Source organism: SAR324 cluster bacterium (genome assembly GCA_029245725.1).
Taxonomy (GTDB): domain Bacteria; phylum SAR324; class SAR324; order SAR324; family NAC60-12; genus JCVI-SCAAA005.
Window position 1 is genome coordinate 1 of the sequence record JAQWOT010000041.1, and the last position, 23437, is coordinate 23437.

Below are 23437 nucleotides of genomic sequence, written 5' to 3' on the forward strand. Positions count from 1 at the left end.
GACCACCTTGCTGTTCAGTGTAGAAGCCTGTGCCAGCCTGCTTTTGGTGGGACAAACCAGCAAAATGATGGATCTGTACGGTCACAAGGTCATGATGATTACTGGGCTCGTGCTGCAAGCTGGCCATCTGCTGTTGATGACACAAGCCACTTCGGTCGGTAGCTGGCTGGTGCTGATGGCGGTGATGGGGATGGCCGGTCCTCTGTTCTCCATAGGGGGCAATGCGATGGTGGCTGATTTACTACCTAATCACCAGCGAGCACAGGCTTACGCACTACTGCGAATGGCGATCAATCTCGGTGTGGTGACTGGTCCACTAATCGGTGGCTGGATCATCGCCGAGTATTCCTTCCAGACCGCTTTCTGGACAACAGCTTCCCTGTTACTACTCCTCACCGGACTGGCCCACTGGTTCCTGCAGGAAACCCGACCTGAGGCTAAAAAAAGAAATTCCTCAGTCGAATCAGAGTGTCTGGAATGACTGCCACTTCATCACAATTTTGCTGTTCTACACTTTTTCCGTGATGAGTTTCATTGAGATGTTCATCCTGATGCCGATCTACCTGAAGCAGAATTTTCAGATCCTTTAAAACCAGTCGAGCCTGCTCTTCAGTGTGAACGCCCTAATTGTTGTGCTTTTTCAGTACACCACCACTCGTTGGGCTTCACACTTTTCACCCTTTCTGATGATGGCTGTGGGGGCTCTGATCTATGCCTTCGCACTGGGCAGCATTCCTTTTCTGGAAACCTTTGTGTTCTTCGTAGGCGCGATGATGGTGTTGACTATCGGAGAAATGGTGATCAACCCAACGGTGACCAGCTATGTCTCGAATCTGGCGCCAGACCAAATGCGAGCTCGCTACATGGGAATGCTGGAGATGGTCTATCGGGTGGCAATGGGGACCAGTCCACTTGTGGCTGGACTGATCAATGATTTGGCAGCCCCCTCACTGATCTGGGTCTATGGTTGCCTGATCAGTCTGGTGGGTGCAGTTGGTTTCTTAGGCATGTATCTGAGAAGATTTGCAAGAAGTTGATCGGGCTCTCCGGTGTTCCATCGGAGCAGCACTAACTTGAAAACTTTTCCATACCCTACAATGATCTACGATTTGCCCAAGAGCCTGTACCTTTGATTCGCTAAGTGGCGCTTACTGATAATATGCTGGGAACTGGCTGCCAACGACCATTATTGTCATTGGACGCAACTGCAGCCTCGATCAAAGACATTGTGATAATCCCATCTCTTGTATTTGGCAATGCATCGTAAAACTGCTCATACGGTAAACCCAGTTGGCGTGCCATCACAGCACAACCAAAATCTGCATAGAGATTAGCAAATGCCAACGCATACCCTTCTGGATGTCCTGGTCTGAATCGGCTGCCCCTAGATGCCCAGGAAGATAAATCTTGATATCCACGAGCGATTCTTTGTGCCTTGCCACCGATCGGTTTGAACCAAAGAACTTCTGGATCTTCCTGATGCCAGTGCAGACCACCCAGCTCGCCATAGATTCGGAAACAAAGTCCATGATCATTACCTGCAGCAATGTAGCTTCCCCATATTCGACCACGAGCACCGCTGGCATAGCGGGTAGTCAAATAAGCGTTGTCATACACCACTCGCCTAGGAACAAAGATGGACATCTCAGCAGATACTGCGCTGATCTCTTCTCCATAAACGTAATGGAGGAGGTGATGGGCATGCGAAGCTACTTCGCCAAGAATCACCCCTTTACCCATGATGTCTTCCCGAAAGCGCCAATGTCGATCTGCAGGGTTCTCGGGTTCGAAGCTGACACCTGGATCTCCTGCAGCTAGTTCAGCTTCGAGAATTCGAATTTTGCCAAGCTGACCAGAACGAACCATTGCGCGAGCTTCACGGATCATTGGATAACCCGTGTAGCAATGGGTAAGGCAAAACAGTCGACCATGCTGTCGGGCCAGTTTATCCAACTGCACGGCCTGTTCTCTGCTAACAGCTATCGGTTTTTCACAGATAACATCGATTCCTCTTGTCAGAAATGCTTTTGTTGCTTCAAAATGGATGTGGGGAGGTGTCGCAATCAGTACCACTTCAATTCCATCCTCTCGCTGTACCTCCTTTTCAGCCATTTCGTTAAAGCTTTCGTAAACTCGATCACTATCAAGAAATTCTGCTCTTGCAGTGGCCTCAGAAACTGCAGAATCTACAGAAAAGACTCCTGCATGGAGTTCGAAAAACCCATCGACTCGCATTGCAGCCAAATGGGTTCCTCCAATGACAGAGTCTCTGCCACCGCCAACAAATCCAATGCGTAGTCGGCGACCAAATTTTCTACGGAGTGCATCAATATCAATTTCACTCATCTGCTTGTTCCTCTGTTGGAATAAGTCTAAGGCAAGGCATCACATCTATTTTTGCTGAACTAAGACTCACTTTGTCTCCAAATCTGCTTTGCTGGCTCGTTCCCGGTAATTCACATATTCAAATCTTCCTGATTCTGCTGACCTTGCAATCGTTTCTATTACTTCCGCAACTCGGTAGCCGTCTTCAAAGTTCGCTCTAGGGGAAAGATTTTTCGACACAGCAATAGCTTCTAGTATGTGTCGAGTTTGGTGAGCAAAGCATTCATTCCATCCCAGTGGGTGCTGTCCCTGAATCCCTGAAGGAAGCCAAAAATCGCTGTAAGGTTGCCCTTTTTGGGTGACCAGTTGTGTGCGTGGCCCCTTGTTCGGTTCATAGATAATGAGTTCGTTGAGTCGTTCCATCTGAAAAGATAGGGACTTTTTCGTTCCATCCACCTCAATCCAGCCTCCCAGGTTATGTGCTTTTGCCACTCTGGACGCTTCAAAATTGGCGGTTGCACCACTTTCAAACTCAGCCGCGCATACAAAGGCATCATCATTCACATCCACAATTTGCTGTTGTTTATCTATGGACCAAGTTTTGGTTAAGGCGCCAACACGCACCAGTTCACCAACAAGGAATCTTGCCTGGTCAACATGGTGTGAGCCAAGGTCTCCCATAGCACCCAAGCCTGCTTGAGATTTGCTGAATCTCCAGGAGAGATTGCCATCGTCTGTGAGCATGTTCAGTAAGAATCGAGATCGGAAATGACGAACCTCACCAATTTCACCAGACTGGATCATTTCACGCGCAAGATTCAACGCAGGAATGGACCGGTACATGAACGCACACATTTGGATGACACCAGTCTCTGAAACTTCATCCCAAATTTGAAAAGCCTCATCTGCTGTGGATGCCAAGGGTTTTTCACAAAAGACATGTTTACCTCTTTTCGCTGCTGCAATGGTGGGCTGAGCATGAACATGATTCGGACCAGCGTTAATGAAGAGATCAATCTCCGCATCATCAATGATATCCCTCCAGTTTTCTGTGCATTCTTCCCAGTCAAATCGCTCTCCAACTTTTGCACGAAGCTCGGAATCAACCTCTGCCAGGATTTTGGGGCGTACATGAATTTTTGGTTCCCACATCGACGTGGCTGCATTTCTTAGAGCCAAGGTGTGCATTTGTCCAATGAAGCCAGCTCCAAGAAGACCAACTGTGATTGTATAGCTGTCTTCTGGTTCTCTTGAGAGAGGTGTCATTTTGTTCATAGATTGGCAAATGAAAAAAAGTTTGAAATTACTCTAGTGGGAAAACTAACTGACCACTATTGCTCTCTTGGTGTTCATCTGAATTAAACATTAAACACTGATTTCAATCATTAACTTAAGAAATAAAATTAGTTGATAAGGTAATTCCTATCTACTGAATATCATTCTCCCACTTGGAAATAGAGGAAGTAAGCAGAAGAAATATGGGCTGGAAGGTCAAAAGGAAAATGATCGGTGCTTTAGAAGGGTCAATTTTTTTGACCACTTTGTCATCTGATTGAATGCATTTACAGTAGAAACACATCATTTCAGATTTTGCAGCATCAACGACCTGTAAAGAGTTGGTTTATTCAGGGTTACATTCTCAGAAAAAGATCGACATTTTGGCTTTTTCAAGGCATTTAATGATGCCCTTTTGCTCAATTTGAGCGTTCCATTCACCTTACTTGGAGAAGACTAGCCATGAGCTTCAGCCATAAATTATTAACCGGATTGGTAACTGCTGGACTTGTTCTGGGTAGTAGCCTGATTGCTCTTCCAAGCTGGGCTGCCGACAAAGTAACGCTGCGCATGTCCTGTCCGTGTACAGAGACCGATCTACGCAGCCAAGGTTTACAAAACGTCTTCGCTGCCAAGGTCAGCAGCTTTGCTGACTACCAACCTCACTACAACGCTACTCTCTTCAAGCAGGGTACTGAATTGACCGCAATTGCCCGAGGCAACCTGGAGATGTCAATCACCTCTGCCCAGGAATTGGCCAAGCTGATTCCAAATTGGTCCGTTTTCACAGCTGGCTACCTGCTGCGTGATGCAGACCATCAGCGCAAGGTATTCACCAGCGATATCGGCAAGGAATTCTTCCAAATGGCTGAAGACAAGCTTGGAGTCAAATTACTGGGTGTGATGTATTTCGGCAAGCGACACCTGAACCTGCGCACTGACAAGAAGGTAATGACTCCAGACGATATGGCCGGAGTCAAACTTCGCATGCCTGGAACTGATGCCTGGCAGTTCCTGGGGAAAGCATTGGGAGCCAATCCAACCCCGATGGCCTTTACCGAAGTTTACACTGGTCTGCAGACAGGGGCGATCGATGGACAGGACAACCCACTACCCACTGACAAGGACAAGAAGTTCTATGAGGTCACCAAACAGATCATTCTGACTGGCCACTTAGCAGACATGAACTTCCTGGCCCTCAGCAAGAAAGCCTGGGACGGAATGACTGCTGCCCAGCAAGACCAACTACAGAAGGCAGCTAACGACGCGATGATGGTGATCAGCATCAACGTCGAGTCACAAGAAGCCTTGTTGGAGGACTTCTTCCGCAATGAAGGGCTACAAGTCTACACTCCAAACGTGGATGCCTTCCGCAAGCGAGCCCAGGAAATGTATCTGGCCTCCGACTTCTCCAAGAAATGGCCCAAAGGAGTTGTTGAGCGAGTCAACGCCATTCGCTGATTACTACCTTTCGTGCCTTTCTTACGTTGGCTGAAGATTGGCGCTGACAGCGTGGCCGTCCTTTTGTTGGCGGCCATGTTCTGCAGCTTCATGCTTCAGATCATCTTTCGCTATATCTTCAACCATCCCCTCAGTTGGACCTTGGAAGCCTGTCTGATCACTTGGCTTTGGACGGTTTTCTGGGGTTGTGGCCTACTCTTGCGAGATCAGGATCACGTACGCTTTGACATCCTTTATCTGGCTGCTCCACGCAAATTACGTCGTTTGATGGCTGGTTTGGCTGCTATCGTGTTCTTGGTTGCCTACGCTGTTTCACTTCCAGCGACTGCGGATTACATTGCGTTCATGAAGATCGAGAGTAGCTCCTCCCTCAAAATCCGCCTGGACTACATCTTTGGGATTTATCTGCTATTCATGGTTGGAGTGCTTGGACGCTACCTCTGGCGGCTAGTACAAATTATTCGAGATCAGGATTTCGAAACTGGCATCGATCACTCAGCAGAGCATTACGGTGAGTGAAGCCTTTATTCTCTGCCTAGTGGCAATCTTCGGGTTAGCTGCTATGGGAGCTCCGATTGCTCACTCGATCATCGTTGGTGCGATCGCTTTTCTAGCAGTTAATGGGCAAGATCTCGCTCTGGCGGCTGAGCAAATCATTCAAGGGCTCTACGAGAGCTTCGTGCTACTGGCTGTGCCACTGTTCATCGTGGCAGCCAATATCATGAATGCTGGCACAGTCTCAGATCGTCTGCTTCAATTCTGTGTGGCGTTGGTCGGAAGATTCAGGGGTGGGCTGGGTCATGTCAACGTGGTGGCTAGCATCATCTTTTCAGGAATGTCTGGTTCGGCCATTGCGGATGCAGCTGGAATTGGCAAGGTCATCATCAAAATGATGACAAAAGATAATCGTTACACGCCTGGTTTTGCTGCAGCGATTACCGCAGCTTCGGCGACGATTGGCCCGATTATCCCACCATCAATCCCAATGGTTCTCTATTCGCTCGTCTCAGATGCATCAATTGGCTATCTGTTTCTGGGTGGTGTTATTCCCGGGCTGCTGATGGGACTGGTTCTGATGGTGATGATCGCCTACAAGGCCAAGACACTGAACTTGAAAGCTGAGGCTCCAGTTCCTTTGAGAGAAATGCCTGGAGTAACACTCCGAGCCTTCCCAGCACTAATGCTGCCTGTCATTCTGCTCTTTGGGATCTACGGTGGAGCGACTACTCCCACAGAGGCAGCCGCAGTTGCAGCAGCCTATGCGCTGATCCTGACAGCTTTCTTCTATCGGTCGCTGAACTGGAAGGGGCTCTATCAAATTTTGCTGGAGAGTGCTCGTTCGTCGGCAGCCGTAGGGCTCGTGATTGGCGGGGCGCTGATCTTGAACTACATTGTAGCCAGTGAGAATATTCCAAACCAACTGGCTGGAGTTCTCAAGGAAGTCGATATTGACCCCCTCATGTTTCTCTTGGGGATCAACCTACTCTTACTGTTGCTCGGATGTGTGTTGGATGCCACCACACTGATTCTTGTGGTGATTCCCCTCTTCATTCCCTCCTGTCGGGCATTGGGAATCGACTTGGTTCACTTTGGTGTCGTCGTTGTGGTCAATTCAATGATTGGCTTGATCACTCCACCCTATGGCATCCTGCTCTTTGTGATCAATGCCACGACGGGGATCCCCTTGCGAAGCATCATCAAGGAGATCGTTCCATTCCTAATGGCTCTCATTGTGGCCCTCGCAACCATTGTCCTCTCTCCGGACTTGGTCCTCTGGCTACCTCGACTGCTGGGCTATAATGCCTGAGGCTTAGGCTAAGGTCTTGGCGAGATCAACGACTGATTCCCCTCCCAGTTTCAACAGAACCTGAGGATCCATCTTCACCTTGAGATCTCGCCCACCTCCTCCGACGATTATCCACTCACAGTCCATTACCCGAGAATCAATCCACAGAGGCAGGTCTGTTGAAAGTCCCAACGGAGTGACTCCTCCCACCTGCATTCTGGTCAAGGCTTGCATCTCTTCTGCGGTAGAAAAAGAAGTTTTGCGCACACCCATCTTCTTGCGTACGGCACCATTGACATCCAAACGTGTTGTGGCCAAAACAACACAGGCCGCAAAGGTCTTGGGTTCTGCTTTTGATGCGATCACCAGTGTATTGGCAGACTGATCCAGTGGAATGTTGTAGTGAGCACAAAAATCAGCAGTGTCTGCCAGTGCCGGGTCGATCTCAATAATCTCAAAGGTGAGTCCCAGCGGATTCAGGACATTTTCCAATTCAGTTCGAGTCATTGGCTCCGTTACATCGTTGATTTTTCTCACCAAGTGGAAAAATCGAGTTGTTGACTATGGCTTGAAACATAACATTCAGGCAGGTGCTTTCTCTTGGGTGGATCTGGGAACAGCCGACTTGCGGAAGAGCAGCATTCCACTCAGCACCAACAGCATTCCACCGGCATGGTACCACTGAAAATTCTCGCCAAGGAAGATAATTGCCAAGAGTGAGGCAAAGACTGGGACCAAGTTGATGAAGAGTCCTCCCAAGTTGGGACCGATCAACTCAATCCCCCGATTCCAAAAGAGAAACGCAAGGATCGATGGAAATATGGACACATAACCCACCGCCCAGGCGAGTTGTGGACTACCCTGAGGCAATCCTACCCAATACCACTCGAGTAGCATCGGAGGGACCAGCATACTGCCTCCCAGGGCAAAGGTAACCGCCAGGAAACTCATCAAGCTGATGGCTGGTTTGACCCTGAGAAGTGTGGTATAAGAGGCATAGGCCAACACTGCTGGCAGCAACCATAGATCTCCAGGTACCAACTCAAACTTCTGCAATACCTCCCAGCTTCCCTGAAACAGCACCAATCCCACTCCCAAAAAACAGAGCAGGAGGCCACACCATTGGCGTTGGTTTGTATGTTCCCCAAACCACCACCAGGAAAGCAGCACAATCACAGCGGGTCCAGCTGATTGCATCAACGCCGCATTGATTGCCTGGGTTGTTTGTAGCGCTACATAGAAGAGAGTGTTGAAGATCGTAATTCCGAGCAGAGAAAGCAGCAATAACATCTTCCAGGAGCTACGAATCGCCTGCCAGTCACGTCGTATCGAAGGCAGAGCAAAGGGTAAAATCAGGAGAAAAGCGACCGTCCAACGTATCCAGGCGAGCGTGATTGGCGAAATGAACTCGGTCATTCCTCGACCCACTACCGCATTGCCACCCCAGAATAAAGGGACCAAGGTCAACAGCAGGTAGGGTTGAGCAAAAAACCATTCACGCAGTTGCTGCACTGTACTCGTCTACGGCTTGAAGATGGCGTTGAACTTCTGCTTGTGGAAGAAAGCTAGCGTTGAATCCGTTCTGAACTAAGCGCAAGGCCTGCTCTCGTGTGAGGTCCAGATCTTGGTGCAATGCGAAAAAATTCTCATTCAAGTAACCACCAAAATAGGCAGGATCGTCTGAATTAACTGTCACACAAAGACCAGCATCTAACAGCTGCAGCAGGTTGTGCTGCTTCATTTCTGGGAAAACGCAGAGGCGAATATTTGAGAGAGGGCAGATAGTCAGCGGCACTTGCTCTTCAGCAAGCCTTTGCATCAACTTTTGGTCTTCTGCAGAACGAACTCCATGATCGATCCGATGAACCTTTAGTAGATCGAGAGCTCCCCAGACATAGGCAGGAGGGCCCTCTTCACCCGCATGAGCAGTCCGACGATAGCCCTGTTCCTGAGCTTGAGCGTAGAGTCTTGCAAACTTTTCTGGAGGATGCCCCATTTCCGAACTAGCCAACCCAATTGCAACGAAATGCTCACGGTAAGGTTCCACGTCCTTAAGCAAAGCCAGCGCTTCATCTTCTGACAAGTGTCGGAGAAAGCTAAGAATCAACAAAGCCGACTGGCCCCAGTCTTTTCGCGTTTCCTGGATTGCAGATTCAAACCCGGACAGCATTGTCTGTAGAGAGACCCCTTGAGGGAAGTAGGTTTGTGGCTCCACCATGATCTCGGCATGAACGATGTTCTGTTCCCGGCACTTGAGCAGGTAGTCCCGCATCAGGTGGTAGAAGTCCTCTTCATCACGCAACACAGACGCACCGAGATAGTAAAGATCAAGGAAGCTCTGCAAGTTTTCAAAATCATAGGCTGCTTCAATTTCCTCCACACTGTGGTAGGGCAGTGCCACTGAGTTTTTCTTTGCCAGTTTCAGTAATCGTTCGGGTTGCAGAGAACCATCAATGTGCAGGTGCAACTCACACTTGGGCAAGCCTGTCAGCCACTTTTGCCAGTCTTGTCTGCTTTGCATCTCAACCTCCAAGAATATTCAACTCTCAAAGGGCCAGTGGATCTGCCTGAATCAGTTGAGCAGTCCACGACGAGCCAGATTGCGCATCAAATCGGCAGTACCAAAGGTCCAGGGAGGGCAGTCCGGACTGAGGGCCACCTTGTTGCTGAGCGCACCGAGACGAGGAGTCTTGATGGTCACCCAATCCCCCACCCTATGAGTGAAGCCTCCCCCCGGAGTATCTCGGTCCTTTGTAGGCGCAAACATGGTTCCCAAAAACAGTACCAGGCCATCTGGATACTGATGATGGGAGCCAATCGTTGCCTGGGTCAACTCTTCGGGACTCCGGCTGATCCGGTTCATGGAACTGCTGCCCTCTAAACGGAATCCCTCGGGGCCAACAATTTCCAACTGAACCTCCGCTTGCTTGACATCTTCCAAGCTGAAATTCGCATCAAACAACCGCAGGAACGGACCCAATGAGCAACTAGCGTTGTTGTCCTTGGCCTTGCCCAACAGCAGGGCTGAGCGTCCTTCCACGTCTCGCAGATTGACATCATTGCCCAGCATTGAACCTACAATTTCTGCACGACTATTAATCGCCAGCACCACTTCTGGTTCTGGATTGTTCCAACTGGAAATTGGGTGCAGGCCAACCCAGGCTCCCAAACCAACTGAAGCCATCGGCTGAGCCTTGCTGAAGACTTCTGGATCCGGACCAATGCCGACTTCGAGATACTGTGACCAGAGTTTTCGTTCAACCAGCAATTGTTTCAGTTCTAAAGCAGCCTCTGAGCCTGGTTTGACCTGGGAAAGGTCTGAGCCAATCCGGCTCTGAACTTCTTCTCGAATCCGTTCTGCCTGCTTGGCATCTCCCTTGGCCTGCTCCTCGATGACCCGTTCCAGTAAGCTCTCGGCAAAGGTCACCCCACAGGCCTTGACCGCCTGCAAGTCAACTGGCGCCAATAAACGTGGACGATCAGGATTCACTGTGGGTTCCAGTGAATTTGCCAAAATTTCTACCAACGAGCCCAGGCTAGGCCCCGTAGTCTGAGCCACTGCAGCTACTGGATCAGTCTGTTCCTGCAGATCACGAACAATTGGAAAAGAGGGAGTGATATCAAGCAAGTCCCCATCCCGATAAACTACCACACAAGGCCCAGAGACCTCTGGGTTCCAAACACGGCCGATCAGGCAGGCTTGCTCTGCATCTGTCGGAAGAATGGCTGCGGCTTCCAGTTGCATCGTTTCTCTCAGTTAATGTGAAGTGTGTTTTCAGTTTGTGCTCAAGTCAGCCGGCAGCAGAGCGTCTGGAAAATTCTGGTAACAGACAGGCCGGACAAAACGCCGGATGGCCATGGTGCCGACCGATGTGGCTCCAAAATTGGTGGAAGCTGGATAGGGCCCACCGTGCACGATGCTATTGCAGACTTCCACACCAGTTGGGAAGCCATTAACCAGCAGGCGGCCCGCCTTACGCTCCAGAGTTGGAAGCAGGGCTTGAGCCGCTGGAATGTCTGAACCTTCTAGTTGCAGCGTGCAGGTCAACTGTCCTTCCAAGGCCTCGGCAATTTGTAACATTTCCTCTGGACTTTCTGCTCGAACTATCATGCCCAGCGGTCCAAAGACCTCATGGCCAAGCTCTGGATTCGCCAGCCAATTTGCTGCAGTGGTCTCCAACAAATAGGGACTGCCGCTGCGTTCAAGTCCCTCACTGGTCAACAATGCCGTTACCCCACTGATCCCGCGCATTTGTTGGCAGCCCTGGCGATAGGCATTGGCAATGCCATCAGTCAACATTGTTTGCGCAGTAACACCAGCTAGTGCCTCCTGGCTGGCTTTAACGAAGGCATCTGTGTCGCTACTGGAGAGCACCACTGCAATGCCAGGATTCGTACAGAATTGACCGACTCCCATTGTCAGTGAACCTGCCCAGCCCTGACCAATCGCTTGGGCGCGCTGAGCCAATGCACCTGGCAGCATGAAGACCGGATTGATACTGCCCATCTCGGCAAAGAATGGGATTGGCTCTGGACGTTGCGCACAAAGATCGAAGAGAGCTCGTCCTCCACGTAAAGAACCTGTGAAGCCCACGGCTTTGATGCAGGGATGCTCGACTAGTGTCTGGCCAACATGTCGTGCATTTCCTTGAACCAGGCTGAAGACACCGGCTGGCATCTTTGTAGCCTCAATCACAGCCCGAATCGCATCAGCCACAATTTCACAAGTGCCCGGATGTGCTTCATGTCCTTTGACAACCACAGGACAACCTGCAGCGAGAGCAGAAGCAGTATCACCTCCTGCCGTGGAAAAGGCCAACGGGAAGTTCGAGGCGCCAAAAACTGCTACTGGACCCACCGGACGCTGAACCATCTTTAAGTCAGGCCGTGGGAGAGGCTGGCGATCTGGCAAAGCCTCATCCTGCCGTCGGTCCAGGTAATCCCCATTCAAAATATGCTGAGCGAACAACCTCAGTTGGCCTGTAGTTCGGCCTCGTTCACCCTGAAGTCGGGCTGCAGGCAAGCCGGTTTCACTGGTTCCAATCTCAGTGATGGCATCACCTCGTGTCTCAATTTCATCAGCAATCGCATTGAGTAGTTTGGCTCGTTGCTGCCGGGAAGTTTGAGAAAAAGAGACAAAGGCTGCTTCTGCAGCAACGCATGCCTGATGTACCTGTTCTTCTGTTACTACGCTGAAGGATTGTGGGGCTCCGCTGACTGGTTGCGAAGTGAAGCTGTCCTGACTACGGACCCAGTTACCATTGATCAGGTTGGCGCCTTGTGGAATAAAGCTCATCAGTAGATCTCCAATTGAAAGGAATGACGGAACAGTCTTCTGGTATATCCGTCAGGACAATTAGGCTGAACGACACAGCCAATACAAACAGCGGCACGGTAGCCGACTAAAATCTTGGGAAGCAAAAAGTCTCTCGAATTTCGCTCTGAACAGCAAGGGAAAGTCTCTAGGAGGCAGTTGATCAGAAAAATGTTGTTCAACCGTGTGAGCGGTCAGCTTCTTCCACCAATTTATTGATCTTCTGACGGAAGGTGTCATCCACCGTAAAGTAGTGTCCATCTTCGTCATGCACCGAAACACCTGTACGGTGAAACAGTTGGAGGTGCTTCTGGAAAGCACGGATATCTCGAACCGGACAATCTCTTCCCTGATCATCCTGGATATTGATAGTTTTTAGACTCATGTTACCTCCGGTTACTGAATGAAAATATGAATGATGGGTATTTTTGATTGTATCAGGGTAACTTACCATGTGATCGAACTGGTGAAATCGATTAGCAAGGGCTTCCCAGTCAGTACATTCTATTGATTTATAGCATCATCAAAGATTCACTGAGACAACGCTTAAGACTGGTTCTCTATGCTAGATTCCTATTGTTCTTGAGCCTCACTCTTCTGCTGTTTCCTCCACATTTCTGAGTACTCCCCTCCGAGCTTCAGCAGCTCTTCGTGACGACCTCTTTCCATGATCTCCCCTTGTCGGAGAACAAGGATTTCATCAGCGTCAATGATCGTCGAGAGACGGTGAGCTACAATCAGTGTTGTACGTTCCTTGGAAACCTCACGCAAGGATTCCTGGATTTCCTTCTCCGTGTGAGAATCCAAGGCCGAGGTTGCCTCATCAAAGATCAGAATTCGTGGGCCCTTGAGAATGGTTCTAGCAATCGCAACCCGTTGTTTTTCTCCTCCGGATAGCTTCAGACCACGTTCGCCCACCTCGGTTTCGTAGCCCTTGGGCAAACTCTCCACAAAGCCATGGATCTGGGCCAATTGTGCGGCTTCCTGCACCTGTTCCCAAAGTGCCTCTGGGTTCCCATAGTGAATGTTATAGGCAATCGTGTCGTTGAACAGCACGGTATCCTGAGGGACCACTCCGATCGCTTTGCGCAAGCTCAATTGACTGACATCTCGAATATCTTGCCCATCAATAGTGATTCTCCCCTGATCGACATCATAAAAACGGAACAAGAGTCGTGAAATCGTTGACTTGCCAGAACCACTGGGGCCAACAATAGCGACAGTTTTCCCTGGTGGAACCTGGAGGCTGATATTTTTCAGAATCCCACGTTCCTCACTGTAGCCAAAGGAGACATTCTCGAAGTCAATCTGACCCGGGCCAACGTTCAGTTCCTGGGCATTCGTAACATCTACTACATCCGGCTTGTGCTCCAGCAACTCAAACATCTTGTCCATGTCCACTAGACTGCGTTTGATTTCTCGATAGACCACCCCCAGGAAATTCAGTGGCAGGTAAAGTTGGATCAGGAAGGTGTTGACCATCACAAAGTCACCGATCGTGTTGTCTCCGCTGATCACCCCAGCAGCAGCCATCCACATCACGAGAATTAATCCAACAGCCACAATTGCACCTTGCCCAAGATTCAGTAACGACAAGCTCGTCTGACTGGTCACGGCAGCCTTTTCATAACCAGCTAGTGCCTCATCATAGCGGCGATATTCATGTTCCTCGTTGTTGAAGTACTTGACCGTCTCAAAGTTTAGGAAACTATCAATCGCCTTGGTGTTGGCTTCCGAATCCTTTGCGTTCATTGTTCGTCGAAACTGTAGCCGCCAATCTGTAATGATTTGTGTGAACAGGACATAGGCCACGATCGTACCGGCTGTAGCTGCCGAGAAGCGCCAATCAAACTGCACAAAAAGAATCACCGTGACCATCGTGATCTCGATCAGCGTTGGCAAGATATTGAAGAGGATAAATCGCAGCAGAAATTGTATGCCCCCCACTCCTCGCTCAATCACTCTCGAGAGTCCACCTGTCTGCCGTTCCAGATGAAATTTGAGCGATAGTCGATGAACATGTCGGAAAGTGGACAAGGCAATCTCTCGCTGAGCATGCTGAGACACTCGGACAAAGATGAAGTCTCGAAATTCCACAAAGGCCTGCTGGAGCAAACGGGCACCCCCATAGGCGAGGATCACTCCGAGAGGAAGAACCAGCAGAGCCTCCTCAAGCGACAGTTGATCGACTGCTTCCTTGTAGAGAAACGGTACATAAACCGTCACTACCTTGGCCAGCGCAAGACTCGCCAGCGCTAGAATTACTCGAAATTTGAGATCCAGACGGCCTTGGGGCCAGAGATAGACAACCAAGGACTTCAGGGTTCGCAGGTGATTTTTACGTTCTTCTGAGCCAGTCGGTTCAAAAGAGGAGGTGCTGAATGATTTCATTAGTGAAATTCAATGTTCCCCAACAGAAATTAAGCTCGTAGGGGAGTTTTACGATTAGTTTTTGCTGTTTGAAGACGAGGTTGCCAGTCTGGACTGAATAAGCAGAGAGCCATCCCGATACCGGTCACAAGTAATCCAGCGCTGACTCCTGCAAAAACCACTTGGATCGGCCAGTCCATCCAAACCGCCACAAGGCCCACCAGGGAAATAGTCAGGAAGCGTACAACACCAACACAGATCGGCAGCAACAACCGCCCAGTACCCTGGCTTGCGAAGTAAAACGCCTGACCTGCACCAAAAAACCCGTAGAATGGTCCGGCAATCGCCAAATACAGCACAGCGACCTCATAGGCTGCCTCATCTGCCGTGAACCAATCCAGCCAAAGTTTTGGAATGACTGCCACCATGATACCAATTCCGCCTGTTACCAGAAACGCAATGCTGGCTCCCGCCCAAGCTATGTTGTGGGCTCGCTGAAAATTCTGAGCACCAACGTTTGCCCCAACTCCAGCGGTCAGAGCTGAACCAACTCCAAAGACCAGAGGTGTGAGCATCAACTCCAGTCGACTTCCCAAACCATATCCAGCTAGCGCCGCTGCTCCAAAATGCCCTAAAATTGCCGTAACCACTACCACACTGAAGGCAACGGTGATGTTGTTGATCAGGCCAATTCCACCAACGCGCATGATATCAATGAAAAAAACCAACCTTAGTGGGGACGGTTTCAGTTGAAGAAGACCTTTGCCTAAATAGAGACGACTTGCCAGAAAAAGGGCCATTCCAGCATGGCAGATAATCAAGGCGATTGCCGGACCAATCACTCCCATCCCAGGGAAAGGTCCCCAACCGAGGGTGAATGCACCAGAAAAGAAAATCTGACAGCTGCAGCCAACGATGAACATTCTGGCTAGTGTAAGTGTATCTCCACTCCCTCGGAAGACTGCAGCCAGAATGTAGAGCATCCAAGTAACAATAGAACCACCAAATGTTATTTGGGCATAGCTCACGGCTCCAGTCAGTACTTCACCAGCCCCTCCCATTCCTTGAAAAATCTCTTGTGGGAAGAAACCCAAGGTCAGAACAAAAAGCAATGACATGCTGATACCAATCACCACAGCATGCCAGGCTAGGGCACTCACTTCACTGAGCGCACCTCTCCCAAGCGCTCTGGAAATAGCGGAAGTCACTCCTCCTCCAATTGCTCCAGCTGCCATAAAGACGATCAATGTTTGAAAAGGAAACACCAGGGCCAGACTCGCCAATGCCACAGTTCCCAAATCTGCGACAAACCAGGCATCGAAGAATGTCACTAGGATCGTCATTACGACACCAAGTACATTTGGCCCAGCCAGTTTCCAGAGCATATAGGAGATTGGACCATCCAACAGAAGGGATAGTTGGTGAGAGCTTTTTGGTTGGTTCATTCCGCCTGCATTGTAGATACGTTCTTGGTGTACTCAACAGGCAGAGGAGGGCTACTTTACCAAAAGGAACGATGCTCTAGCTGTCTTCAGAAACAGACTAATCGGAAAAGTTAAGAGGAGAAGTGTAGAGTTAGTTACGTCAGGTTGACTAAAACCTTTCCTGAATTACAAGGGTAAGCATTGTAAGACATCCAAAAATTACTGTTATTAGAATGATTAGCCAGAACATAGACACGAGGGCTTTGTCCAGCACTAACTATTTCAGATAAGTATTTGAATGGATCCAGAGAAATTTGGCAATCTCTGACCAATGAGATTTGCGGGGCTGTCCCAATCTGTTTCCAACTAGGAAGGGATGGATACTTCCCAAGCTAAAGAGTAGGCACCAAAACTAATCAGGAGACCTCCCCTAGCTTGCCTATCTATACCACCTCATGTGTTGACTTGTCGCCTATAACTGCGCATGAGTAGGATGGTGAGCCAGCAGATGATAAAGATCGTGAAGGAAGTCAATAGCCAGAAATACAAATAATATGAGCTCAATGAACCATCTTTACCAATGGAGTAGCCAAAGATAAAGACTCACCAAAATGCTGTGATCATGAGCCACAACTTGATCAACTTACTCGCCTTCATCACTCAATTCTCCTCAAAAAAGTCCAGCAACCTCGGTGAGGCGGGTCATCATCGACAAATATTTCTGTGGATAAGTGTTGCTTCACAAGAACGCATACAAGACCAGGTAGCCAACATAGAGAAACAGCAGTAGTTCCAAGAATGACCAAGTATACTTCTTCATCAAGTTCCTCTTTCAAAAGAATCGAAAGAGCCAACAGCTTTTCATCACATAGGAACTACATTCGTAGATTTTCCAAAAACAAATTTCTTCGGCTTAATTCGGCAAGAGAAAGAGATTAAAGACGGTTTGTACAATCTGTTTGTTCGAGACCTTCCTTTCTTTATCTTTCCCGTAGAGAAACCAGCGCTGCAAGAGTTTGCTCGAGCCAAGCGTGTTTCATTGGGGAACTACAACTAACTATCAAATTTGTAGCAGGCCACGTCTTTCACTTCAACCAACAGCACAAAATTTTTGAATCCTATTGGTGTCTTTCAGCCCTTACAAGCGGAAGCGTGACAAAAAATTCCAAATCAACTCATTAGTCCCAGAGCCTGCAATTTCAAGATCGAACCAAACGTGTTCTCCACCGACAACTTGGTAATGCTGTACTTCGATACCTTCTTGCCCTTCAGCATAAATGAAGGAACGCACCGTCTGTCCACTGCTTATCGTTGTTGCCTCAGCGGGAGAGGATTGAGTCTGGTTGAAATCAACCCAATATTCGATCACACCTTCCGCAGGTACATAACCACTAGAATTCCCTTTTGGAGTAGCCCCATTGTTTGCTGAGTAGTAGGGCAGGATATCGTCTTGGGTCCCATGCAAAGTAATAACGGCAGTTGGCTGAGGTGGCTGACAAAGATCGCCAATGTCTTCTAACATCGTTCCAGAAACGGAACCGACCGCAGCAATTCGCTCTCCCTGGTAGCAAGCAAGACCAAAAGCGAGCATGGCGCCGTTTGAATATCCAACAGCATAAATTCGGTCTTCATCGATTTGGTAGGTCTTGCTCAGATTATCGATTAACGACTCGATGAATCCGAAGTCATCTACCGGACTTTTGTTGGTTGCAGATGGCGGGGATGGGTTCCAGTGGGGAGAACCGTCGAGCAAGGATCCTTGGGGGTAAGCAAGCAAGAAGGTTTGCTCTTCTGCAAGTTGACGAAAATCAGCAGTCAACAAATGGTTTGCGGCAGAACCTCCGTATCCGTGGAAATTCAGTAGTAGCGGAACATCTTGTGTTCCCTCGTAGGACTCTGGCACATAGACCAGTGTTTCCCGGAGGACACCATGGTTCAATTCCAGCCTTGTGGTGCCTGGAATATTGACGCTTGAAGAGTCTTTTAGATCTATCTCTGAAGAATTTTTTGAAACGCTACAGCCCCAGAATTGAAAGCAAAAAAGTGAGATAGTCAGAATTTTGATAAAGTTTGCCTCGAAAAACTGATTTGTAGAGCCTTTCATTCCGTTAGAGTTTTGCATAATTCTCTGAGTAGAGACGCCCCATCCCCGCTCCAAGCACTACCATGCATACATGCGAAGGTCGTAGGATTTGTAGCAGCCAATTTTTCAATCAACATGGCTGTATTTTTTGTGTAAGAGAAATCGTCCATTGCCTGACGAAATGCTTGGCTAGGTCCAAGAATGTCTGACTCTGTGAGTGGAGGATCGCCGATACCTCCCTGTGTGAAAAGGTCACCACACAATAGCGTTTTCGTAGTTTGCTCTGAAAGAAAGCCACAATCCCAGCCATGAGGAAGGTGTGGCGTGTCATGCCATTGTAAAGAATGAAATCCTAGAGGCAGAATTTCACCATCAGCAAGGGCTCTGGGAGGTCGGTCTGCGATATCCTGTACAGAAACCATTGCGGCTACGACACTACAAACAGGCTCAGCTTGGGGTGCCACTGCAAGCCACTCATTCAGGGAACCACATTCATCTGCTTCCACATGGGAAAAAGCAACATAACGGATCTTCTCAACCGGCATTACACTAGCTACCGCCTCTTTCACCAGTGGAAACATTTTTCGCAAACTTGTATGGAACAACAATGGTTCATCATCTCTAACCAGATACTGGTTGAAAGAAAATCTATTCCCTCCACCAAGATCGACAGGAGTGTTAATTCTGTAAATACCGTCGGCGATTTCATAAACATTTGTGCCAGATTCCTGGTTGGTAACGGTCATTATTTATCCAAAAAATTGGTTTCAACTACTTTGCTAAAAACTCTACATCGATGAACATTCAACAAACCACATCTTCATTATTAGTTTATGGAAAAGAAAAAATGATTCGTGGCCATTTAATGCTTTGCTGATTTATTACAGTCTATCGAAATGCTGGCTATGAGATTTTATCCATAGAATAGATCGTATCGGCAATGTTGTACTTGGCATCAACCTCAGCGGCCTCCGGTGACGACATCATTGCTGTGAACATTTCCATATCTGTGACGTTCATCAACCCAACTGCCTTGTGATCATTGATCTTGGCAATCTCCCACTCAGAAACACATTTTTGCATTTCTTTCTCAAATTCACTGACCATGGCTTTGAATTCTTCGAACGAACAATCAAAAGTTGTGATCACACAAATATTCATTACGATTCTCCTCTAATTTTTACGCTGAACAACTACCTCTAAACCCTGAAAAACACCGATTCAACAATCTTTGATTTTCAGAGCTTGGCCTTGATAAATACATCCAACAATACGAGGCATGTTCTTCAGGTAGAAATGCTCAACTGGTTTCATTACAAAACGTTGTGAGCGAATGATGCTTTCGATAGGTCGATTCAACTGACACCCATCCCCAATAAAATTTTGAAATGGATTCATAAATTCCTGCCAACTCGCTACTTTTGGATCAGGAGAAAGACCATGTTCCAAAAAATGAAAACGACCTCCAGGTTTTAGCACCCGCCAAATTTCACTCATTGCTTGCTGTACTGAGGCAATGCTACAAAGAGTGAATGTACTGACAACACAGTCGAAACTCTCACTTTCCATAGGTAAAGATTCTCCTTCCAGTTCGTGCTGACAAATCGGAATATTTATCTGCGCAATCCGACTGGCCGCCTTAGCGTGCATCTTCGGGTTATTGTCCACAGCATGTACCTCTTGAACACTCTCAGGGTAATGCAACAGATTGAGGCCTGTGCCGAACCCGATTTCTAAAACTCGTCCATGCGCCTCTCTTACGCAGTACTTCCTAAGAGGCTCTAACTCGCTGCTGGAAAGTGCCCAATCACAGAGGCAAGGAAACAGATACTGGGAGTACAATTTCTGGAGCATTACGAGTGCTGAAGCTTTTCAAACATGCTGATCCTGAAGACTAAACAGTTTCATTCCCAAGAATCAAAGACTAGCTTGGGCATAGGTGGGGGTGGTGCCTTCAAATCCATACCATGAAACTCTGCCGCTTTTTGTTTCATTTCCTCAGGCATGGATTCCATCATCTTTGCCCAACTAGCCAGCGGATCCCTGCCCTCTAGAGTAATGATGACAAAGTCACCGCCTGGGGTTTCCTGCAGAAAAGATCTCTCGTGCACTCCTACCTCATCCCGGACTCGGACAGTTTCAGCCCGACCAGGGCCATTAAAGCCTTCATCCAGAAACTTTTGCCACTCCTCTTTTTTGCCCGGTAAGATCGGTAATGCCATTGCTATCATCACCATTTTGAAACTCCATGATTTTTGACTTCAATGCATGAAGCGAATCTCGCTTAAGTAAGCCGCTAAGCAGAACATAGTGGCTTTGCCATTCCGTTGTTATCAACCAATTGGTAGTCTTCAGTCAAGACCTAATCTCGCCTTGAATCCTTAAATCACCGAAGAACCTCTTTCCAAAAAGAGTGCTTGGTTTCGACTTCCGCTTTGTGACTAATTCGGATAACTATTCGCAGTTCTTTCAAATTTCTTGAATTCAATTTTAGGAGTGCAAGCCATGAAACTAGTACGCTATGGGGCCAAGGGTAAGGAACTACCCGGTATTATTGATAGTGATGGTAATCTACGATCTCTCGCAGGTCTGGTCAACGAGGGGAGTGAGCAATTCCTCTCAGACAAGGGCCTTGCCGAACTGGGTCGCATGAATCTTAGCAAACTCCCGCTGGTTCCTGGCAAGCCTCGGTTTGGTTGTCCTGTTGCTAGTGTCAGTAAATTTGTGGCAATTGGCCTGAACTATACGGATCACGCCAAGGAGACCAACTCTCCAATTCCCAAAGAGCCAATCATCTTTATGAAAGCTCTAAACTGTCTTCAGGGGCCAAACGATAACGTGATGCTCCCTCGAGGATCGGTCAAGACTGACTGGGAGGTCGAATTGGGGATCGTGATCAGCAAAAAAACTCGCTATGTCACCAAGGGAAACGCCTTGGATCATGTTGCGGGCTATGTACTGGTCAATGATGTTAGTGAGCGCGAATTTCAGGCGGAGCGTGGTCCTCAATGGGACAAGGGAAAAGGCTGCGACACCTTTGGTCCAGTTGGACCCTATCTAGTGACTCGTGATGAGGTAAAAGACCCTCAAAATCTGGAGCTTTGGCTAGACGTCAACGGCAAGCGGATGCAGACGGGCAACACCAGGACGATGATCTTTCCTGTGAAGGAAATCATCAGCTATGTCAGCGAATTCATGACCTTGTTTGCCGGTGATATCATCACTACCGGCACGCCTCCTGGAGTTGGTTCTGGCATGAAGCCTCAGGTTTTCCTAAAGGCAGGTGATGTGATGACCCTCGGCATCAGTGGCTTGGGAGAGCAGCGGCAGACGGTCGTTCCCTTCAAGCTATAGGGCTGTCTTTTGGGTTGACCAACACCAAAGAAAACAGTTTTGATCAACATTATAGTGATACAGTCTTTGATACATGACTAATGATGATGGCAATTTCAATGCGGGTTGGGTCACATTTATGGGTTAATGACAAAGACTGTGGACTTGTCAATTAGATTAATAGTTGCGCGTCAAACCATTTAACAATTGATTGTAAACACTGTCTTCAAGGATGGTGAGCATCTCTTGACCAATTGCTGTTTCACTGAGCTTAGTTTTTACGGCTTCAGGCGTACTCGGAAATTCATCATTCCCTGAGGCATGATCCTTAATCCCCCGATACTCCACCAACAGGTTCATCAGAAATTCTATGCTCGCACAAGACGGATCAATACAAGTGCCAGTAATAACACCATTGACTGCCTCAGTATTTTCGGGATGGCGATACCAGGGGTACTCACCAGCCATTGCTTCCCAGGTCAATCGTGTAAGAGTGCTCTGGTTCCAATTGCATCCTGCTGAAGTTTCTTCTCCACAACCTGTTGAGCTAGCCGAAAACTGATCTGGATAAGCACTTGTGTAGCCGTAGTGATGCCAAAGGTGGATTGCTTCTTCCAGCAATACTTCTTCAACTCCATTTACTCCTGCATCACCCGAAGCCGCGGACAACCATGAGTGCTTTACGCCCATGTCTTTTCCTAAGTATTCACCCAGGGCACTAATGATTTCTCCTTCCAATGCTTCATTTGAAGAACTCATCATGTTCATCCACGTTCCTGTTGAGCGAGTCTGAAGCAAATTGACGACACCAGTGTCATCGAGGTAACCATCTTGGTTATTATCTAAGATTTCAGCAAGCAAATCCGCTTGTCGTTGTGTCAGTGCTGTTATATCCAATCCAGCAGGAGATGAGTCGTTACTGTTGGCGACCAATACCCCCCCAACTAGTGAACATTTCTGATAGTTGTACTGATTAAGAAGATTGACAGCCTCTGTACCAATTTCTTGGCTGAGCGAAGAGCAATCCAAAACTATTGGTCGGGTAATTTCATTTCCTGTGCTACCTGCCAATTCACTGTTAGGCCCTTCTTCGGCAGACTGGCTGGAGTCACCGTCAGAATCGCTGGTTGAGTCAGTTAATCCAGCCACTGGACTCAATTCTGTCAACACACTGTTACCACTAGCATCTTCACCGTACATGACATATTGGAAAGTGACAGGTTCACCAAATTCATCCGCCAACTCTAGTAGTTCTAGCGTGAACTCTGGCTTTTGAGTCACCTCAACTACTTCGCTTATTTCAAACCACTCTTCACCAGTTTCAAGATCATTTAAGTTAAAAGCGTAGGTGAAGAATTGAATCTTATCCTTGGGTTTTAAAATTTTTGTTGTTTTATCGATTAGGATATATCCTTCTTCGTCATTATCATCCCTGAACTGTAGTTTGTAGGTTTGGATGCCATATTGGGTGACCGCACTGTTCTCATCAACTACCAATCGAAGCAACGCGTAGTCAGCAGGAAAATTATAACCCAACGCTTCATAGTTCTTTTCTGAGTCATAGTAATCAATCTCCCCAACATATACACTATAAGTCTGCCTATCTTCTTGGTACTGATCTTCAAAGGAGAGGGGCATGAAGATTGATTTATCAGCGTTCACTTTGATGGTATACCAGCGCTGGTCCCACTCTGGAGTGAAGTATTGGCCTTCTACCTGAGTCGGATAAGCATTCAGCTCCGCAATTACAGAAAAGTAAGTTCCTTCCTCATACTCTTCCGCAATCCCATAGATGGTTCTCACCAAGCTGAGATTGGGGTCTTGAAAAGTTGCCAATGCCCCTTCTGTTGCACCACTCACACAACTTCGGGCATTTCGATTGGTTTTCACTTTAACCGTATTGCGCCGATCTCCGATCAGGAAGGGCAGGTATCGTACTGCCCGATTACCTCTCTCTGTAGAGAGTCCATCCTCACAATGTATAGATGAGTCTTCTTGTATGGCTGTCTCTTCTTCTGAAGCGGCATCTTCTTCTTCAGTCCAACTGGTGTCCCATTCTTCATCCC

22 protein-coding genes are annotated in these 23437 nt (G+C 48.1%); 6 read left to right on the plus strand and 16 right to left on the minus strand.

The genetic code is table 11. The features are described from left to right. Together P8O70_01525 and P8O70_01530 are read left to right on the plus strand one after the other, a co-directional pair. The coding region (locus P8O70_01525; protein MDG2195564.1) for an MFS transporter at positions 1-481 on the plus strand (481 nt) is incomplete at its 5' end. 121 nt (positions 482-602) lie between these two features. Next, entirely contained in the window at positions 603-1037 is a 435-nt protein-coding gene (locus P8O70_01530) for an MFS transporter (protein ID MDG2195565.1), read from the plus strand. 100 nt (positions 1038-1137) lie between these two features. On the opposite strand, the gene P8O70_01535 is transcribed toward P8O70_01530, so the two are convergent. Continuing rightward, on the minus strand, positions 1138-2346 hold the full coding sequence (locus P8O70_01535; GenBank protein ID MDG2195566.1) for a Gfo/Idh/MocA family oxidoreductase: 1209 nt from the start codon (positions 2344-2346) through the stop codon (positions 1138-1140). Between the two features lie 66 nt (positions 2347-2412). Then, positions 2413-3591 (minus strand): Gfo/Idh/MocA family oxidoreductase, encoded by a 1179-nt coding sequence (locus P8O70_01540; protein MDG2195567.1) that lies wholly within the window; start codon positions 3589-3591, stop codon positions 2413-2415. A 471-nt stretch (positions 3592-4062) separates the two neighbouring features. On the opposite strand from P8O70_01540, the gene dctP reads away from it, so the two are divergent. From dctP to P8O70_01555, 3 genes are read left to right on the plus strand one after another with little or no spacing between them, the layout of a single operon-like run. Further along, positions 4063-5061 (plus strand): TRAP transporter substrate-binding protein DctP, encoded by a 999-nt coding sequence (dctP, locus tag P8O70_01545; protein ID MDG2195568.1) that lies wholly within the window; start codon positions 4063-4065, stop codon positions 5059-5061. A 12-nt stretch (positions 5062-5073) separates the two neighbouring features. Beyond that, complete coding sequence (locus P8O70_01550) at positions 5074-5580, plus strand: TRAP transporter small permease subunit (GenBank protein MDG2195569.1); 507 nt, start codon at positions 5074-5076, stop codon at positions 5578-5580. Further along, entirely contained in the window at positions 5573-6868 is a 1296-nt protein-coding gene (locus P8O70_01555; protein MDG2195570.1) for a TRAP transporter large permease, read from the plus strand. The genes P8O70_01550 and P8O70_01555 overlap by 8 nt, the downstream gene beginning before the upstream one ends. A gap of 3 nt (positions 6869-6871) precedes the next feature. Here P8O70_01555 and P8O70_01560 read toward each other — a convergent pair whose 3' ends face one another. The 13 genes from P8O70_01560 to P8O70_01620 all read right to left on the minus strand — a co-directional run bounded on the left by P8O70_01560 (position 6872) and on the right by P8O70_01620 (position 20275). Continuing rightward, on the minus strand, positions 6872-7354 hold the full coding sequence (locus tag P8O70_01560) for a YbaK/EbsC family protein (GenBank protein MDG2195571.1): 483 nt from the start codon (positions 7352-7354) through the stop codon (positions 6872-6874). 75 nt (positions 7355-7429) lie between these two features. Continuing rightward, positions 7430-8359: a DMT family transporter gene (locus tag P8O70_01565; GenBank protein ID MDG2195572.1), complete on the minus strand. Its 930-nt coding sequence runs from the start codon at positions 8357-8359 to the stop codon at positions 7430-7432. Then, positions 8343-9368: an adenosine deaminase gene (locus P8O70_01570; protein ID MDG2195573.1), complete on the minus strand. Its 1026-nt coding sequence runs from the start codon at positions 9366-9368 to the stop codon at positions 8343-8345. Before P8O70_01570 ends, P8O70_01565 begins: the two co-directional genes overlap by 17 nt. 51 nt (positions 9369-9419) lie before the next feature. Continuing rightward, the gene (locus P8O70_01575) at positions 9420-10592 is read right to left on the minus strand and encodes a fumarylacetoacetate hydrolase family protein (GenBank protein MDG2195574.1); all 1173 of its coding nucleotides are present in this window, start codon (positions 10590-10592) and stop codon (positions 9420-9422) included. A 30-nt stretch (positions 10593-10622) separates the two neighbouring features. Continuing rightward, entirely contained in the window at positions 10623-12143 is a 1521-nt protein-coding gene (locus P8O70_01580; GenBank protein ID MDG2195575.1) for an aldehyde dehydrogenase (NADP(+)), read from the minus strand. Positions 12144-12339: 196 nt separating this feature from the next. Continuing rightward, the gene (locus P8O70_01585; GenBank protein ID MDG2195576.1) at positions 12340-12546 is read right to left on the minus strand and encodes a hypothetical protein; all 207 of its coding nucleotides are present in this window, start codon (positions 12544-12546) and stop codon (positions 12340-12342) included. 188 nt (positions 12547-12734) lie between these two features. Continuing rightward, positions 12735-14552, minus strand: a complete 1818-nt coding sequence (locus tag P8O70_01590; protein MDG2195577.1) for an ABC transporter ATP-binding protein/permease — start codon at positions 14550-14552, stop codon at positions 12735-12737. Positions 14553-14581: 29 nt separating this feature from the next. Then, positions 14582-15976 carry an MATE family efflux transporter gene (locus tag P8O70_01595; GenBank protein ID MDG2195578.1) on the minus strand — a complete coding sequence of 465 codons (1395 nt, stop codon included), beginning with the start codon at positions 15974-15976 and terminating at the stop codon, positions 14582-14584. A 1117-nt stretch (positions 15977-17093) separates the two neighbouring features. Beyond that, on the minus strand, positions 17094-18077 hold the full coding sequence (locus tag P8O70_01600) for a PHB depolymerase family esterase (protein ID MDG2195579.1): 984 nt from the start codon (positions 18075-18077) through the stop codon (positions 17094-17096). Then, positions 18056-18784, minus strand: coding sequence for an MBL fold metallo-hydrolase (locus tag P8O70_01605; protein ID MDG2195580.1), 729 nt, complete (start codon positions 18782-18784; stop codon positions 18056-18058). Before P8O70_01605 ends, P8O70_01600 begins: the two co-directional genes overlap by 22 nt. A gap of 157 nt (positions 18785-18941) precedes the next feature. Next, positions 18942-19199: a hypothetical protein gene (locus P8O70_01610; protein ID MDG2195581.1), complete on the minus strand. Its 258-nt coding sequence runs from the start codon at positions 19197-19199 to the stop codon at positions 18942-18944. Between the two features lie 60 nt (positions 19200-19259). Then, positions 19260-19892, minus strand: coding sequence for a class I SAM-dependent methyltransferase (locus tag P8O70_01615; GenBank protein ID MDG2195582.1), 633 nt, complete (start codon positions 19890-19892; stop codon positions 19260-19262). A 50-nt stretch (positions 19893-19942) separates the two neighbouring features. Continuing rightward, positions 19943-20275: a hypothetical protein gene (locus tag P8O70_01620; GenBank protein ID MDG2195583.1), complete on the minus strand. Its 333-nt coding sequence runs from the start codon at positions 20273-20275 to the stop codon at positions 19943-19945. Between the two features lie 268 nt (positions 20276-20543). Between P8O70_01620 and P8O70_01625 the strand changes: the two genes are divergently transcribed. Continuing rightward, positions 20544-21392 carry a fumarylacetoacetate hydrolase family protein gene (locus P8O70_01625; GenBank protein ID MDG2195584.1) on the plus strand — a complete coding sequence of 283 codons (849 nt, stop codon included), beginning with the start codon at positions 20544-20546 and terminating at the stop codon, positions 21390-21392. Positions 21393-21548: 156 nt separating this feature from the next. Here P8O70_01625 and P8O70_01630 read toward each other — a convergent pair. Then, positions 21549-23437, minus strand: a 1889-nt coding sequence (locus P8O70_01630) for a hypothetical protein (protein MDG2195585.1), incomplete at its 5' end; no start/stop codon positions are given.

Coding starts and splice junctions, on each gene's coding strand:
- P8O70_01620 (MDG2195583.1), bottom strand. CDS start 20,275: ATGGTGATGATAGCAATGGCATTACCGATCTTACCGGGCAAAAAAGAG.
- dctP (MDG2195568.1), top strand. CDS start 4,063: ATGAGCTTCAGCCATAAATTATTAACCGGATTGGTAACTGCTGGACTT.
- P8O70_01560 (MDG2195571.1), bottom strand. CDS start 7,354: ATGACTCGAACTGAATTGGAAAATGTCCTGAATCCGCTGGGACTCACC.
- P8O70_01585 (MDG2195576.1), bottom strand. CDS start 12,546: ATGAGTCTAAAAACTATCAATATCCAGGATGATCAGGGAAGAGATTGT.
- P8O70_01580 (MDG2195575.1), bottom strand. CDS start 12,143: ATGAGCTTTATTCCACAAGGCGCCAACCTGATCAATGGTAACTGGGTC.
- P8O70_01600 (MDG2195579.1), bottom strand. CDS start 18,077: ATGCAAAACTCTAACGGAATGAAAGGCTCTACAAATCAGTTTTTCGAG.
- P8O70_01570 (MDG2195573.1), bottom strand. CDS start 9,368: ATGCAAAGCAGACAAGACTGGCAAAAGTGGCTGACAGGCTTGCCCAAG.
- P8O70_01615 (MDG2195582.1), bottom strand. CDS start 19,892: ATGCTCCAGAAATTGTACTCCCAGTATCTGTTTCCTTGCCTCTGTGAT.
- P8O70_01575 (MDG2195574.1), bottom strand. CDS start 10,592: ATGCAACTGGAAGCCGCAGCCATTCTTCCGACAGATGCAGAGCAAGCC.
- P8O70_01595 (MDG2195578.1), bottom strand. CDS start 15,976: ATGAACCAACCAAAAAGCTCTCACCAACTATCCCTTCTGTTGGATGGT.
- P8O70_01590 (MDG2195577.1), bottom strand. CDS start 14,552: ATGAAATCATTCAGCACCTCCTCTTTTGAACCGACTGGCTCAGAAGAA.
- P8O70_01625 (MDG2195584.1), top strand. CDS start 20,544: ATGAAACTAGTACGCTATGGGGCCAAGGGTAAGGAACTACCCGGTATT.
- P8O70_01540 (MDG2195567.1), bottom strand. CDS start 3,591: ATGACACCTCTCTCAAGAGAACCAGAAGACAGCTATACAATCACAGTT.
- P8O70_01610 (MDG2195581.1), bottom strand. CDS start 19,199: ATGAATATTTGTGTGATCACAACTTTTGATTGTTCGTTCGAAGAATTC.
- P8O70_01535 (MDG2195566.1), bottom strand. CDS start 2,346: ATGAGTGAAATTGATATTGATGCACTCCGTAGAAAATTTGGTCGCCGA.
- P8O70_01605 (MDG2195580.1), bottom strand. CDS start 18,784: ATGACCGTTACCAACCAGGAATCTGGCACAAATGTTTATGAAATCGCC.